The 15,707-nt window shown below is 32.7% G+C and carries 11 protein-coding genes; 5 read left to right on the top strand and 6 right to left on the bottom strand.

All coding sequences use genetic code 11. The features are described 5' to 3' along the window. Window positions 1–213: 213 nt before the first annotated feature. Both DK442_RS06305 and DK442_RS06300 read right to left on the bottom strand, forming a co-directional pair. A complete protein-coding gene (locus DK442_RS06305) occupies window positions 214–1,749 on the bottom strand; it encodes a glycine--tRNA ligase (protein ID WP_109435014.1) in 1,536 nt (511 codons plus the stop codon). A 121-nt stretch (window positions 1,750–1,870) separates the two neighbouring features. Next, complete coding sequence (locus tag DK442_RS06300) at window positions 1,871–2,752, bottom strand: hypothetical protein (RefSeq protein WP_109435013.1); 882 nt, start codon at window positions 2,750–2,752, stop codon at window positions 1,871–1,873. 76 nt (window positions 2,753–2,828) lie between these two features. On the opposite strand from DK442_RS06300, the gene DK442_RS06295 reads away from it, so the two are divergent. Then, window positions 2,829–3,509 (top strand): ComF family protein, encoded by a 681-nt coding sequence (locus DK442_RS06295; RefSeq protein WP_109435012.1) that lies wholly within the window; start codon window positions 2,829–2,831, stop codon window positions 3,507–3,509. A gap of 133 nt (window positions 3,510–3,642) precedes the next feature. Then, a complete protein-coding gene (locus DK442_RS06290) occupies window positions 3,643–5,259 on the top strand; it encodes an Ig-like domain-containing protein (RefSeq protein ID WP_109435011.1) in 1,617 nt (538 codons plus the stop codon). 27 nt (window positions 5,260–5,286) lie between these two features. On the opposite strand, the gene DK442_RS06285 is transcribed toward DK442_RS06290, so the two are convergent. Then, entirely contained in the window at window positions 5,287–6,240 is a 954-nt protein-coding gene (locus tag DK442_RS06285) for a proline dehydrogenase family protein (RefSeq protein WP_109435010.1), read from the bottom strand. 47 nt (window positions 6,241–6,287) lie between these two features. Continuing rightward, window positions 6,288–6,590 carry a helix-turn-helix transcriptional regulator gene (locus tag DK442_RS06280; protein ID WP_109435072.1) on the bottom strand — a complete coding sequence of 101 codons (303 nt, stop codon included), beginning with the start codon at window positions 6,588–6,590 and terminating at the stop codon, window positions 6,288–6,290. 223 nt (window positions 6,591–6,813) lie between these two features. Here DK442_RS06280 and DK442_RS06275 point away from each other — a divergent pair, with 223 nt between their 5' ends. Next, the gene (locus DK442_RS06275; protein ID WP_109435009.1) at window positions 6,814–8,166 is read left to right on the top strand and encodes a short-chain dehydrogenase; all 1,353 of its coding nucleotides are present in this window, start codon (window positions 6,814–6,816) and stop codon (window positions 8,164–8,166) included. A gap of 46 nt (window positions 8,167–8,212) precedes the next feature. On the opposite strand, the gene DK442_RS06270 is transcribed toward DK442_RS06275, so the two are convergent. Together DK442_RS06270 and DK442_RS06265 are read right to left on the bottom strand one after the other, a co-directional pair. Further along, entirely contained in the window at window positions 8,213–8,995 is a 783-nt protein-coding gene (locus tag DK442_RS06270; protein WP_109435008.1) for a nitrilase family protein, read from the bottom strand. Beyond that, window positions 8,992–9,630: a MarR family winged helix-turn-helix transcriptional regulator gene (locus DK442_RS06265; RefSeq protein ID WP_109435007.1), complete on the bottom strand. Its 639-nt coding sequence runs from the start codon at window positions 9,628–9,630 to the stop codon at window positions 8,992–8,994. Before DK442_RS06265 ends, DK442_RS06270 begins: the two co-directional genes overlap by 4 nt. 139 nt (window positions 9,631–9,769) lie before the next feature. On the opposite strand from DK442_RS06265, the gene DK442_RS06260 reads away from it, so the two are divergent. Together DK442_RS06260 and ileS are read left to right on the top strand one after the other, a co-directional pair. After that, complete coding sequence (locus DK442_RS06260) at window positions 9,770–12,124, top strand: TonB-dependent receptor (RefSeq protein ID WP_200825092.1); 2,355 nt, start codon at window positions 9,770–9,772, stop codon at window positions 12,122–12,124. Window positions 12,125–12,302: 178 nt separating this feature from the next. Further along, window positions 12,303–15,707 carry an isoleucine--tRNA ligase gene (gene ileS, locus DK442_RS06255; protein ID WP_109435006.1) on the top strand — a complete coding sequence of 1,135 codons (3,405 nt, stop codon included), beginning with the start codon at window positions 12,303–12,305 and terminating at the stop codon, window positions 15,705–15,707.

Here is a 15,707-nt window from a genome sequence, read left to right as displayed (position 1 = left end):
GATGAGTTCTATGACTAAAATACAACTAAACTTCAAAATACAGCTATGATAAAGTACTTTATCCTTAGGCATAAAGAAAAAGCCTTTTGTTTTGTAGTTTAATTGTCATTTTAGAAGTAACAGTGTATCAATAATTATACCCCAATACATTCTATTCTAAAATAAAAAAGCTGCCCTGTATAAGGCAGCTTCAGCAAAAAATGTTTTACTATATTACTTTAACCAATATTCGGCATCTGTTTTTTCTGCAATAAGATTTTTTAGATCAGTGATTGGCACTCGTTTTTGCTCCATCGTATCTCGATCCCGAATAGTAACTGTATTATCATTTACAGTATCGTGATCAATAGTAATACAAAATGGAGTTCCATTGGCATCTTGTCTTCGATATCGACGTCCGATCGCATCTTTCTCATCATAGATTACATTAAATTTCCATTTTAAATCATCAACAATCTGCTGTGCGATCTCTGGCAAACCATCCTTTTTAACTAATGGAAGTATTGCAGCTTTTACCGGAGCTACAACAGCTGGCAATTTTAACACCACTCTGCTCGAACCATCTTCTAATTCTTCATCTTGTAATGCTGTAGAAAATACTGCTAGAAACATCCTATCTAACCCAATGGAGGTTTCGACTACATAAGGCACATAACTTTCTTTTAATTCTGGATCAAAAAACTGTAATTTCTTACCTGAATGTTCTTCATGCGCTTTAAGGTCAAAGTCTGTTCTGGAATGGATTCCTTCTAATTCTTTAAAGCCAAATGGGAAATTAAACTCAATATCAGCAGCAGCGTTTGCATAATGTGCTAATTTATCGTGATCGTGAAAACGATAATTTTCTTTACCCAATCCTAATGACAAATGCCAATTTAACCTGGTTTCTTTCCAGTACTCATACCATTTCATTTCTTCTCCGGGGCGCACAAAAAATTGCATTTCCATTTGTTCGAATTCACGCATTCTAAAAATAAACTGGCGCGCTACAATCTCATTCCTAAATGCTTTTCCAGTTTGAGCTATTCCAAATGGAATTTTCATTCTTCCAGTTTTTTGGACATTTAGAAAGTTAACAAAAATACCTTGAGCAGTCTCTGGCCTCAAGAACAAATCGGTTGCAGACTCTGCAGAAGCTCCTAACTTGGTTCCGAACATCAGATTAAACTGTCGAACTTCTGTCCAGTTTTTGGACCCAGTATCAGGATCTGCTATTTCTAACTCTTCTATTAATGCTTTTACATCAGCAAGGTCTTCATTTTCTAAAGATTTTGCCATACGTTGCACAACTTCTTCCTTTTTGGATAGATACTTTACTACTCTAGGATTGGTAGTTATAAATTGTGCTTCATCAAAAGAATCTCCAAAACGTTTTTTGGCTTTAGCAATCTCTTTCTGAGCCTTTTGATTTAGTTTTTCTGCATAATCCTCTATGAGTACATCGGCTCTATATCTTTTTTTAGAGTCTTTATTATCAATTAAGGGATCGTTAAATGCATCTACATGGCCAGAAGCTTTCCAGGTAGTTGGATGCATAAATATTGACGCATCTAAACCAACAATGTTTTGATGCATATTTACCATACTTTTCCACCAATATTCTCTTATGTTTTTTTTAAGTTCTACACCATTTTGACCATAGTCATATACTGCACTTAGTCCATCATAAATCTCACTAGAACCAAAAATATACCCGTACTCTTTAGCATGGGCAATAACCTTTTTAAATTTATCTTCTTGCTTTGCCATTGCGCAAAAATAATTGAATTTATCTAATTAAACACTTACAAAATTAATTTCTATCGAAAGCATAAAAAAACCGTCATATTTTTAAACAATATGACGGTTTTCTAATATTTATTTCAATACATTATTTTAACTCAAACTGTGTGTTAGAGATCATTCTTGGCCCAGAGAATAAGTTAACCACATAGTTCCCTTTTACAAGCTCTCCTTGTGCAGCATCAACCAATACACAAACATCTAAAGCTTCATTTTCATAGAATACTTTATTGCGTCCACTATAAGTAAGTACAGCATCATCAAAATTTACAGATATCTTATCTCCGATCAAGTTATTTTCTGGATTAATTACCTGAACAAAAAGATCTTTATCTCCTTTTTCTGTCAATTTATTTGGAGAAAGTGTAAAACATACTCTTACTTTTTCTGCTCTACTTGCCTTAGAAGAAGTTGATATTTTACCACTGTTACGTACACGTACTCCTTCTGCTTTGATATTTGCAGCAGTAAGTGCAGAACCTCTTTCTACGATATCAGCAAGTTTGGTGTTTTGTGTTTGTAAAGAATCAGATAAAATAATTCTTCTATTTAATGCTACAGAAGTACTATCAAGATCTGTAGCCAACTGCGTGTTAGCAGCAGTTAAACTATCTGCCAGCTTAAATAGTCTTTCACGTTCTTTTTTAAGTTTACCTACTTCTCTTCTGTAACGAGAGATCAAAGCTAGATTAGCATCATTGTCTTTTACACTATCTAATAGTACAACAATACGTTCTTTTGCCTTAAGCAAATGATCATCCATTACTTCATTAAGAGCGATAGCATTGTCATATTTTGTGATCAATTCTCCTAATTCGCTTTCAATAAGATCCTTTTCTTGTTGCAAAATTGCTTTATTTTGCTTCTCTTCGTTGTAAAACTTATACGTAAAAATCCCTAGAATAAGCAACAGTGCTCCTAGAACACCAATTAGAATTTTTAGGGTCAAGTTATTGTTTTGAGTTGTCATAATTAAAATTTATTATAATTTTTGATGGTTATTTTAATAGCTAAATATAATAATTAATGTTAATCTCCCTAATAAAATGCTAAGAGACTTAGCGTATTTACTCTATCCTATATATTGTGCTGCCTGTAACAGTCCTCTATATAAAAATGAAAGGTTACTATGTACTTCTTGTAGACACGAGCTCCCTTTAGGCAATTTCCATAACGTAAACGCAAAAAAAATTGAAAAAGTATTTTATGGTCGTGCCAAAATTGAAAATGCAACTTCTCTATTTGTTTTTCATAAGGATAGTTTGGTGCAAAACCTAATTCATAACCTTAAGTATAGGGGTAGAGAGGAAATAGGAACAGAATTAGGGCAATGGCTAGGCTCTGATTTATCACAAATATCTGAATATCAAGATATTGATATCGTAATCCCTGTTCCACTACATAAAAAAAGATTACAGGAAAGAGGGTATAATCAAGTTGAAAAATTCGGAATCGAAATTGCCAAAAAACTGAGTGCTAAGTACATTGATTCTGTATTGAAAAAAAAATCTTACAATAAAAAACAATCTAAACACGGGCGACTTAGCCGATGGATCAATACATCTGAAACATTTAAGGTTGAAAATGAGTCTTTACTTGTAAATAAACATATTTTATTGATTGATGACATTGTTACAACCGGTGCTACCATAGAAGCTTGTGTAAAGGAATTAAATACCATCCCAGGGATTAAAATTAGTATTGCAACAATGGCTATAACCGAGTAATCTAACATAAAGATGAATTAAATATAAAGTTTTAGCGTTTTTTCTAACAGAAACCTCTAAAATAGTATTTCATTATGTTTTTTGTTTTTTAAATATAGTTGTTTCTTTGTCACTTAAAATCATCTCGGAGCATATGAGCAAAAGATTAAATATGGTATTGCTTACCTTGGTATCATTACTTCTGGTAGTAAATTGTGCCAAAAAAGGTTCGATTACTGGTGGCCCTAAAGATGAGACACCTCCCGTTTTTATTAAAGCCTTACCTCCCAATTTTTCAACAAATTTTGACAGAAATGAGATTCGAATTTATTTTGATGAATATATAAAACTAAACGATGCTCAAAAACAAATCATCGTCTCACCTCCTATGGATCCTAAGCCGACAATTACACCTCTAGGAGTACCCAGCAAATACATTAAAATTAAATTTATTGATACCTTATTAGAAAACACCACCTATAGTATCAATTTTGGAGAAAGTATTGTAGATAATAATGAAGAAAACCCAAACTCTTTTTTTAGATATGTTTTTACTACAGGAGACTTTCTTGATTCTTTAAGTGTAAAAGGCACAATAAGTGACGCTTACCAAAAAGAACCCGATTCCTATATTACCGTTGCACTATATGAGGTTGATGAAAATTATTCGGATTCACTGGTTTACAAAACTGTTCCGCGATACATTACCAATACGCTAGATAGTATTGGTTTTAGTTTACATAATCTAAAAGAAGGGAAATTTAAACTTGTTGCTTTAAAAGATGTTTCAAATAATTATTTATATGAACCTAAACAGGATAAAATAGGGTTTTATGAAGAAATTATCACGCTTCCAGAGGATACAGCAAAAGTATTTAATCTTAATATTTTTAAGGAAATTCTGGATTTTAAGGCATTAAAACCAAAACAGGTATCAAAAAACGAATTTCTTTTTCCTTATGAAGGTCTTTTGGATAGTATGAATGTAAAAATGCTTAGTGATATACCGGATGACTACGATACTCATGTTTTTCCGGATAAAGAAAAAGATACATTACATTATTGGTTTAGACCATTTTTTGAAGCCGACTCATTGATTTTTGAAGTCACCAATTCTAAAAATTATCAAGATACATTAGTTGCAAGATTTAAGGATCAATATAAAGATTCACTTAAATTAATTTCATCTGTAAAATCCAGTCTTGAACCTAATAAGAACTTTACCTTTTCGGCCAATACTCCTTTGGATAGTATCAATGAGAGTTTAATCTCATTAACCGATAAGGATACATTGGATGTTCCTTTTTCTATAACATTAGATAAAGCTAAAAATGAAGCACAACTTATTTTTGAAAAAACAGAAAGTAATGCTTACAACTTAAAACTACTTCCTGATGCAATAAAAGATTTTATTGGTAATGTTAATGATACGGTACAATTTAATTTCAGAACAAAAAAAATTACCGATTATGGTACAATTTTTCTAACTCTTCAAAATGTCAAAGCCTATCCGGTAATAGTCCAGATCACAAACGATAAGGAAGAAGTAGTTTCAGAAAAAATAGCAAAAAGCCAAGAAACCCTTGTTTTTGAATACCTCAACCCTTCCAAATATTTTATTAGAGTAATTTTTGATCAAAATAATAATGGTAAATGGGATACTGGTAATTTCTTAAAAGGTATACAGCCAGAAGAAATGCGTTATTTCCTTGAGCCTATAGAACTACGAGCAAATTGGGAAATAAAACAAACCTTCACATTAGAAGAGTAACGCAAAGTATATTAGGCTCTAACTCTGTTATTCAGAAATAGGTTCAACAATATCATTTAGAGCTCTAAATAAATTCATCGGATATTCGGCTATCCTATTACATAAATACAAATACCACTCTTTACCGTATACAAAGTATAATTTTGTTGGATACCCTTGCTCTTTTAGAAGAGTTAGCTGTTCTGTTTGGATTCCAAAGAGGCTTTCAAATTCGTAAATATCCTTACTTATTTTATATTTTTGAATAAGTTTAAGTACTTCTTGCTGAATTTTGGAATGATGTGTTGCTATTGAACATTTATGATTCTGAGATAATAATTGATCTACAAAATATAAATATCTCTCGTCTAATTCTTTTCCTCTGGGAATAGAAAGGTGTGCCGGGGTCTCAAAAGCTCCTTTTACCATTCTAATTCTTCCTTCTTCTTGTATTAAATCTTTAAAATCATCCTTTGTTCTGTGAAGATATGCCTGAAGTGTTATTGAAGTATTTTTATAGGTTTTTGATATGGTTTTATATGTATTGAGCACTGCATCTGTTCTATCGATACCCTCTGCACTAATAATTACCTCAATATTAGTTTTACTGGCTTCTTTACATATTGAGATCAAATTATTTAAGCACAAATCATTTGAAATTGCCAACCCAATATGAGAAAGGTCAAGAGAAACAGTCGAATTAAGATTTTGGTTTTTAATCTCATGCACTATCCTAATAAATTCGCTTGTTGCATCATTTGCTTCTTTTTCGGTCAGTGTATTTTCTCCCATAAACTCTATTGAGCACTTGAATTTGTTTTTATTCTGGTGTTTAACCTTAAGTATTGTTTCTTCAAGTGTTTCTCCGCCGATATATCTATTAGCAGCTTTTTTAATTGTTTTAAATAGTGCTTCGTTAGAAAGAATAAAATCTTTTACCTCTTCGTTAACTGCTGCTTTTCTTAAAGCATTAGCACCCATTAAAAGTAATTCTTGTTCCATCTTTATATTTTTATTATTGATTTAAGAATTTTAGTCATCTAAAAAAATCAAAGTTCACTCCTCAATGAATTTATATAATTAAGTATTTCTTCTTCGTTTCTTTTATAATAGGTCCATTTTCCAATTCTTGTTGCAGTAAGAACATTTACTTTATGCATCATTGTAAGATAATGTGAAACGGTAGATTGAGACAGACCCGTCTTATCCTGGATATGACAAACACAGACACCATTATTAAAATCAGGTACATTGATTTGTGGAGGAAAGTTATCTTCTGGTTTTTTAAGCCAATGAAGAATATCAACTCGCACCTTATTTGACAATACCTTATTTATTTCTAAAAAATTCATGTTATAAATATACATCAATAAATCGAGATATCTCGATTTATTGATGTATAAATGAAAAAAATGATACACTATACTTAGCCAAAGTCCAGAAATCATTATATTTCTCAACAAAATATTCCAGAGTAGCTTAAGCAAGTTTCACTGAAAAGAGGGTATCATAAATAACACACTCTAATTATTTTTACTTATTATTAAACTATATATACTTGATAAAACTTGGCACATGAAGCATGTACATATTCTTTTTGTTTTAGTTGTTTTACTTCTAACAAGTTGTTCTGATGAAAAAACTGACGAAGCTTTATTACAAAAAGACAAGGAAGAACTTATTGAACAACTAGATTCTGATAAAGTATTAGCCTACAAATTTGGAAAAATATGTATCCGATCTTCTGCTGCACAAAATGATGTATCACCCGAGTTTAAGGAGTTTAAAACAAAATTTGATAAAATTTTTAACAAAGTTGTTTCCTATGATATTGAAAATTCCGAAGAGCTTTCTCTTATGGACTATATTTCAATATATCGAGATTACAGAGCAATGAAAAACTTTGTAGAAGAAACAGATGAAGACATATTTCCAACTTTAACTGAAGCATTAACCAAAGTATATGGAGATTCTATAACCAAAACAGCCCCTTTACTTAGCAATGAAGAAAAGATAGTTACGCAAAATATTGAGCACGCCTTTTTAAGTGCAATTGTTATTGCAAGCCGGGATCTTGGAAAAGAAATTTCTCTATATGAGAGCTCAAAAACAAATCCTGAGTTACTCCCTGATAGTGAAATTAAAACCTTGATGCAATATTTTAGAGGTTTTCTATTTTTCGAAAAAAAATTATATTACTTATCAGAAGATGAAATATCCCGAAATATAGTTTGGCTAAACAATAATCCAGACACAGACCTACCACTTACAAGGGCTATATTTCAATGGAGAAATCTTGACAATCAAAAAACTCATATTGGTTTACATGCACTTAATCATCTTTTTAGAGGTTTTGATAGATTGATGATGGAACGTGACATTGATCAGGAAAGAGCACTACTCGACTTTGAAGAATTCCTTAATGATGCAGAAAAAATAGGTCTTGATAACGAAATCATTTGGTCCATAGAAACCTATCTGCATCTAAAACAAGAAAACAGTGAAAAAGCGATTTCTTCCCTGGAAAAATTAAAATCCAGCATATTGCTTTCTAAAAAAGAAAAAGAATCTATCGAAGAATCGATTACTTATCTTAAAGATAGAGAACCAGACAAGGTACTTAATGGCATTTATGATAAATACTTCTTAAGTAAAATAGCTACAAAATACATGATATCAATTCTGGCAAAAGTAGATTGGAAAAAATTGATGAAAGAACAGAATATTCCATATACAGATGAGACATTTAAGATTATTGACACCTTCAATAATTTTATAGAAAACATTGACAAATATTCTAGTATGGAGAGTCTTGAAAATGCCGGAGATGAGATAAAAAATCAAGGTTCTAAGTTATGGGATAAAGCCAAAGGGCTTCTTAATGATGATGAATCAGAGGATGAATCCAAAAAAGAGTCAGATGACTAATCAATATTCACAGATATGAGATTACAGTCACATTTACAAACAAAAACTAATATAACTTAAAATCATCTCTATCCTCAAGAAAAGGCAATTTACCTCTAACTTTTTCAATATGAGATTTGTCTAAAGAAGCGTATAAAATTGCTTCTTTTTCGACTAGCTCTTCTTCTATAACAGAATGACCAAGAACATCATACACTGCAGAATGTCCATTATATTCATATCCTTTTCCATCTAAACCAATTCGATTTACACCAATACAATAACACATATTCTCGATAGCTCTGGCCTTAAGCAATGTATCCCACGCATTAATACGGGGTTTTGGCCAACTTGCTACATACAATAATACATCATAGCCTGTAGTATTTCTCGCCCAAACAGGAAATCTAAGATCATAACATACCTGCAACTTAATATTCCACCCCAAATACTCGATAATTACTTCTTCCTGACCTGATTCGAATACTTCATGCTCTTTGGCCAAGGTAAATAATTGATGTTTATCGTACCACTTGCATGTACCATCAGGTAACATAAAGATCAAACGATTGTAGTACTTATTTTCTTCTTTGACTATTATACTTCCTGTAATAGCACAACTAACCTTTTTAGCCATTGCTGCAAGCCATACCATAGTATCTCCTCGCATGGTCTCAGCAACCTCAAGGGCATTCATAGTAAACCCTGTGGTAAACATCTCCGGGAGAATAATCAAATCTACATCCTGAGTTATCGCCTCAATTTTCTGAGCAAACATTTTTCGATTCTGTACTGGGTTCTCCCATGCCAGATGAGATTGTATAAGCGCTATTTGTAAGGTTTGGTTCATTTTATAGAATACTTATTAATAATTAAATTTAAATCTTTTTCTTCTTCTAAGTATATCGGAAAATGAAATTCATCTAATTTTTTTAAGGTTTTTAACAAATTTATTTGTTCACTTTTAGATAAACAACCACTCACTGTTTTTGCAGCTTTATGAGCTTCGGCATATGCTTTTATCACATTTTCTTCTCCTATTTTGGTCAGGCGCAGTAGCTTACCTCTTTTGTCTTCTGGGTTTGGAAATTGTTCAATCAACTCATTTTTCAATAATCGTTTAATTACTTCCATTCCAGAAGATTTATCATAAGCCATTTTTCTAATCAAATCTGTTTTGCCAATAGAACCAGCTCTGTGAAGAATTGCTGTAAAGGCAAAATCCATATCAGTTGCAAAAGGTAAATCAACCAGTGCAGATTTAATATATGAATTAGAATACCTACTCATTCTACCTATGTATGCTGCTATTTCTGCTTCTATGCTATGCCCTGTAATTTCATACTCTTCAGTCGAAACCGTTTTATCCATTCGTTTAGACAACCAATCTGTAAATGATTTAATATGAATTTCACCATCTGATCTGCTTTTCACAAATTCTCCTGTTAAACTAATTAACTCTTTTATTAATTCATAAATTTTCATTAATTATAATTTTTTAACACTAAATTAAAATAATATAGTGCTATATAGTTGTTTTTTTGTTTAATATTTGTGCAAAAAAAATAAACACTTTGTTTTGTTAATCAAAAATATAGTTATAACCATTATAAGCTACACTATCATGAAAATCAAAAATACTGTTTTAATACTTTCTATACTATTTGTTTCTCATATGCATGCCCAGGTATATGGAGAACTCTCTGGAAATGTAACCGATCAAACCGGGCAATTTATTTTAGGGGCTTCAGTTTTTCTTGAAGGAACAGAAAAAGGAGCGCAAACCGATTTTGATGGAAACTACAGAATTGAAAATATAACTCCAGGATCCTATAATTTAATCGTTAGTTATGTTGGTTTTGAAACACAAACCAAATTTAATGTTATTGTAAAATCAAAAGGAACGCCCACTAACAATTTTGTTCTGAAAGAGTCTACAGAAGCATTGGATGAAGTGGTTATAAGTAATGCTAACAAAATAAGTAGACCAAAAGAAACTCCATTATCCACACAGTCATTATCTGCTGTAGAAATTGCCACCTACCCAGGAAGCAACAATGATGTAGTACAGGTTGCCCAAACACTTCCTGGTGTTTCTCCCTCTATTGGAGGTTTTCGTAATGATTTGATAATTCGAGGTGGAGCTCCTAATGAAACTGTCTATTATCTAGACGGAATAGAAGTTCCTAATATCAATCACTTTAGTACTCAAGGAAGTGCTGGAGGCCCTGTTGGACTTATTAATGTATCATTCATAGATAATGTAACACTATCTACCTCAGCTTTTGGCGCTCAGTATGACAACCCACTTTCTGGAGTATTACAGTTTAGTCAGCGCCAGGGAAACAACAGAGGTTTTAACGGTAATTTTCGTATTAGTGCTAGTGAAGCGGCACTTACACTAGAAGGACCTCTTTTTAAAGGTAAAAACGAAGAAGCAAAAACTACTTTTTTGGTATCAGCAAGACGAAGTTATCTACAATTTTTGTTTGAAGTTATTGGTCTTCCATTTAGACCCAATTACTGGGATTATCAATACAAAATAAACCATAGGATCGACACTTACAATGACATCAGTTTTATCGGTTTAGGTTCTATTGATGATTTTTCGGTAGAAGCACCAGATGATTTTGATGCAGAACAACAAGCACAACTAGATCAGGCTCCTTTTATTAATCAACGTACTAATGCTATGGGTTTATCCTGGAAACGACGTTTTAAAGATGGATCCGGTTTTATGGAAACAACTGTGAGCAACAACACTTTGGTTAATGAATTTACTCGATATGAAGATCCTGAAAATGAAACTGGAGTGATTTTTAGTAACGATGCCACCGAATCTGAAACTAAGTTACGTTACCAACTCACAAAATTCATTGATGATTGGAAACTTACCACAGGTTTTAATACACAATATTCTGATTATAGTAATGAAACCGTAAATCTAACCGATAATAGTATTTTTAACACTGAGATAGATTTCTTCAAGTATGGACTTTTTGCGAATGTAACTAAATCGTTCTTCAGTGATAAATTAGATGTATCCTTTGGTTTTAGAGTAGACGATGATACTTTTACAGAAGAGAATAATATCTTATCTACATTCTCTCCAAGATTGTCATTATCCTATGAGTTTAAAGAAAACTGGAGATTAAATGGGTCGATAGGTAGATATTACAAATTACCTCCTTATACCATTTTAGGATTCAGAAATAATAATAATGTCCTTGTAAATCAAGATGTAGATTATACTGTAAGTGATCATTATGTACTTGGCTTGCAACACTATTTTGGTCCTTCATCAAGTATTTCTTTAGAGGGGTTCTACAAACGTTATGATGATTACCCGGTTTCAGTCTTAGATGGCGTCTCTCTTGCCAATAAAGGTGCAGACTTCGAAATTTTAGGAAGTGAAGATGTCTCAACTGTTGGTAAAGGAAGAAGCTATGGAGCAGAGCTTCAATTTCAGCAAAAACTGACTAATAACTTTTATGGAATCTTTGCCTATACCTGGTTTTATAGTGAATTTACTGGCTTTGATAGAAACAACTATTTACCATCTGTATGGGATAGTCGTCATCTTATTTCATTTACAGGCGGCTATAAACTAAAGAAGAATTGGGAGATCAGTACTAGATATCGCTTTGCAGGCAACACGCCTTTTGTCCCTACTGATCTTAATGCTACTTTGGCTAATTATCCCGAAGTTATTTTGGATTATGATCGTTTAGGAGAAGAGAAACTAGATACCTTTAGTCAACTCGACCTGCGTATCGATAAAAAATGGAATTTCAAAAATCTTTCGTTAAATGTATTTATCGAAGCTCAAAATGTTTTAGGACAAGAAATCCCAGAACCTACACAGTTCGGACTTAATAGAGATACTACCGGAACAATCGTAGAACCAAGAAGTCTAGCAGCAATTGAAACAGAATCAGGTCAAATTATACCCAGTATAGGAATTGTTATAGATTTCTAAAACCAAAAAAAATCTGTATAGCATCTTAGGGTATTTTTAATGATTTTTTGCCAAAAAAAGAAAAGCTTTGTTAAAAAATCATATTTACCTAACATTTATTTTATATCACGGTATCATTTCAGGCTTCTTTTTTCCAGAAAATCCTTATTTTCGCAGACTTAATAGAAAGAACGATCAAATGAGCACGAAGTTTCCTGAATATAAAGGACTTGACTTACCTAAAGTAGCTAACGAAATACTAGACTTCTGGCAACAGAATAACATATTCGACAAAAGTATTAGTGAGCGTGATGGAGCAGAACCGTTTGTCTTTTTCGAAGGCCCTCCTTCGGCAAATGGATTACCTGGAATTCATCATGTAATGGCACGTGCTATTAAAGATATTTTTTGTCGTTATAAAACACAAAAAGGATATCAGGTACAACGTAAAGCAGGATGGGATACTCACGGACTTCCTGTTGAGCTTGGAGTAGAAAAAGAATTGGGTATTACCAAAGAAGATATTGGTAAAAAAATCACGATAGAAGAGTATAATGAAGCTTGTAAAAAAGCCGTTATGCGATATACCGATATCTGGAATGACCTTACTCAAAAAATAGGATATTGGGTAGATATGGAGGATCCATATATCACCTACAAATCCAAATACATGGAGAGTGTATGGTGGTTACTTTCACAAATTTACAATAAGGGTTTATTATATAAAGGCTATACAATACAACCTTATTCTCCTAAGGCAGGAACAGGATTAAGTTCTCATGAGCTTAATCAACCAGGAACATACCAAGATGTTACAGATACTACGGTTGTTGCTCAATTCGAAACCAAACAAGATACGTTGCCTTCTTTTCTTAAAGATATTGAAGGAACAATTTATTTTTTAGCATGGACAACAACTCCATGGACACTTCCATCAAATACAGCATTAACTGTTGGTCCAAAAATTGATTATGTTGTTGTAAAAACATTGAACCAATATACTTTTGAGCCCACTAATGTCATTCTTGCTAAAAACTTAGTAGGGAAACAATTTTCTGGAAAATTTGTTCAGGTAGAGACCGAAGAAGAAGTTAATGCTTTTAAAGAAGGAGATAAAAAAATCCCTTATTTCATTTTAAAAGAATGTAAAGGAGTTGACCTTATTGATATTCGTTATAAACAACTTATTGACTATGTACAACCCTATCATAATCCAGAAAATGCATTTAGAGTAATCGCTGGTGATTTTGTTACTACAGAAGATGGTACTGGTATTGTACACACATCTCCTACTTTTGGTGCAGATGATGCTTTTGTTGCTAAACAAGCTACTCCAGAAGTCCCTGCATTATTAGTAATGGATGAAAACGACAATCTTGTTCCTACTGTTGACTTACAAGGTCGATTCATTAAGGAAATGGGAGATCTTGGCGGTAAATATGTAAAAAATGAATATTATGACGATGGAGAAGCTCCAGAGAAATCTGTAGATGTAGAAATCGCTATCAAACTTAAAATAGAAAATAAAGCTTTTAAGGTAGAAAAATACGTACACAGTTACCCTAACTGTTGGCGTACAGATAAACCTGTATTATACTATCCTCTGGACTCGTGGTTTATAAAAGTTACTGATTTTAAAGATCGTATGCACGAACTTAATCTTGGTATCAATTGGAAGCCCAAAGCTACAGGAGAAGGGCGATTTGGTAACTGGTTAGCTAATGCGAATGACTGGAACCTTTCTCGTTCTCGTTTCTGGGGAATTCCTTTACCTATCTGGAGAACAGATGATGGTAAAGAAGAACTTATGATCGGCTCTGTAAAACAATTGAAAACAGAGATGGCAAAAGCTATAGAAGCGGGAGTAATGGAAGCTGATATTTTTGCCGATTTTGTAATTGGTGATATGAGTGAAGAAAACTATAATAAAGTAGATCTTCATAAAAATGTAGTTGATAAAATCACTTTAGTTTCTCCATCAGGAAAACCAATGAATCGCGAAAGTGACTTAATTGATGTATGGTTTGATTCTGGATCAATGCCATATGCGCAATGGCACTATCCATTTGAAAATAAAGAAAAAGTAGAATCAGGTGAAAGAAAAGCTGATTTTATTGCAGAAGGTGTGGATCAAACTCGTGGTTGGTTTTATACCTTACATGCAATAGGTACTATGATTTTTGATGATGTAGCTTATAAAAATGTAGTTTCTAATGGCTTGGTATTGGATAAGAATGGTCAGAAAATGTCTAAAAGACTTGGCAATGCTGTTGATCCTTTTGAAACTTTAAAAACCTATGGCCCTGATGCTACTCGTTGGTATATGATTAGCAATGCCAACCCTTGGGACAACTTAAAATTTGATTCTGAAGGTATTGCAGAAGTACGGCGTAAGTTTTTTGGTACACTTTATAACACCTATTCGTTCTTTACCTTATATGCTAATATCGATAATTTCTCCTATACCGAAGCTGATATAGCATTAGCCGAACGTCCAGAAATTGATCGTTGGATTTTAAGTGAGTTACACACATTAATCAAAAATGTAGATGAATATTATAATGATTATGAACCTACCAAAGCTGCAAGAGCTATTTCTGATTTTGTGCAAGAAAACTTAAGTAACTGGTTTGTAAGATTAAGTAGAAGAAGATATTGGAAAGGAGATTATCAACAAGATAAGATTTCTGCCTATCAGACATTATATACCTGTATGCTCACAATAACTAAGCTTGGAGCTCCAATCGCACCATTTTTTATGGATCGATTGTATAAGGATTTGGTAGCCGGCACTCAACAAGAAACATCAGAAAGTGTTCACCTTGCTCATTTTCCAATATATGATGAGACTTTTGTTGACAAAGCACTTGAGCATAAAATGCAAAAGGCACAAACTATTTCTTCTTTGGTGCTTTCTTTACGTCAAAAAGAAAAGATCAAAGTACGTCAACCATTACAGCGCATAATGATTCCGGTGCTAAATGAAGCTGAAAAAAAGGAGATAAATGATATTGCTGATTTGGTAAAAAGCGAAGTCAATGTTAAAGAAATAGAACTTATTGATGATGCTTCTGGGATACTAGTAAAACAAATCAAACCTAATTTCAAAGCATTAGGCCCTCGTTTCGGAAAAGATATGAAACTGATTGCCAATAAGATACAATCTTTCGATCAAGAAATCATCAAAATTCTTGAACAAACTGGCAGTTTTGATGTAGAAATTAATGATAAAATTATTACTTTAGGTACCGATGATGTAGAAATCAGTTCTCAGGATATTGAGGGTTGGTTAGTAGCAAACTCTGGTGCTTTGACTGTTGCATTAGATGTAACAATAAGTCCAGATCTTAAAAAAGAGGGAATTGCAAGAGAACTTATTAATCGTATTCAGAATATTCGTAAGGATAGTGGTCTGGAGGTAACTGATAAAATAGAAATTGTTTTTCAGGAAAATGAAGAAATCCAGGAAGCTATTGCTAGTAATGAGAATTATATTAAAAATGAAACCTTAACTGAGACAATTGAATTTGCTTCGGATGTAATAAACGGTACAGAAATTGCGTTTGACGACATTGCAACTCAATTGATAATTAAAAAACATTAA

The sequence above is a fragment of the Aquimarina sp. AU119 genome (genome assembly GCF_900312735.1).
GTDB classification, from domain to species: domain Bacteria; phylum Bacteroidota; class Bacteroidia; order Flavobacteriales; family Flavobacteriaceae; genus Aquimarina; species Aquimarina algiphila.
Note: the sequence above shows the minus strand (reverse complement) of the source record. Positions and strands in the feature narration are given on the sequence as shown.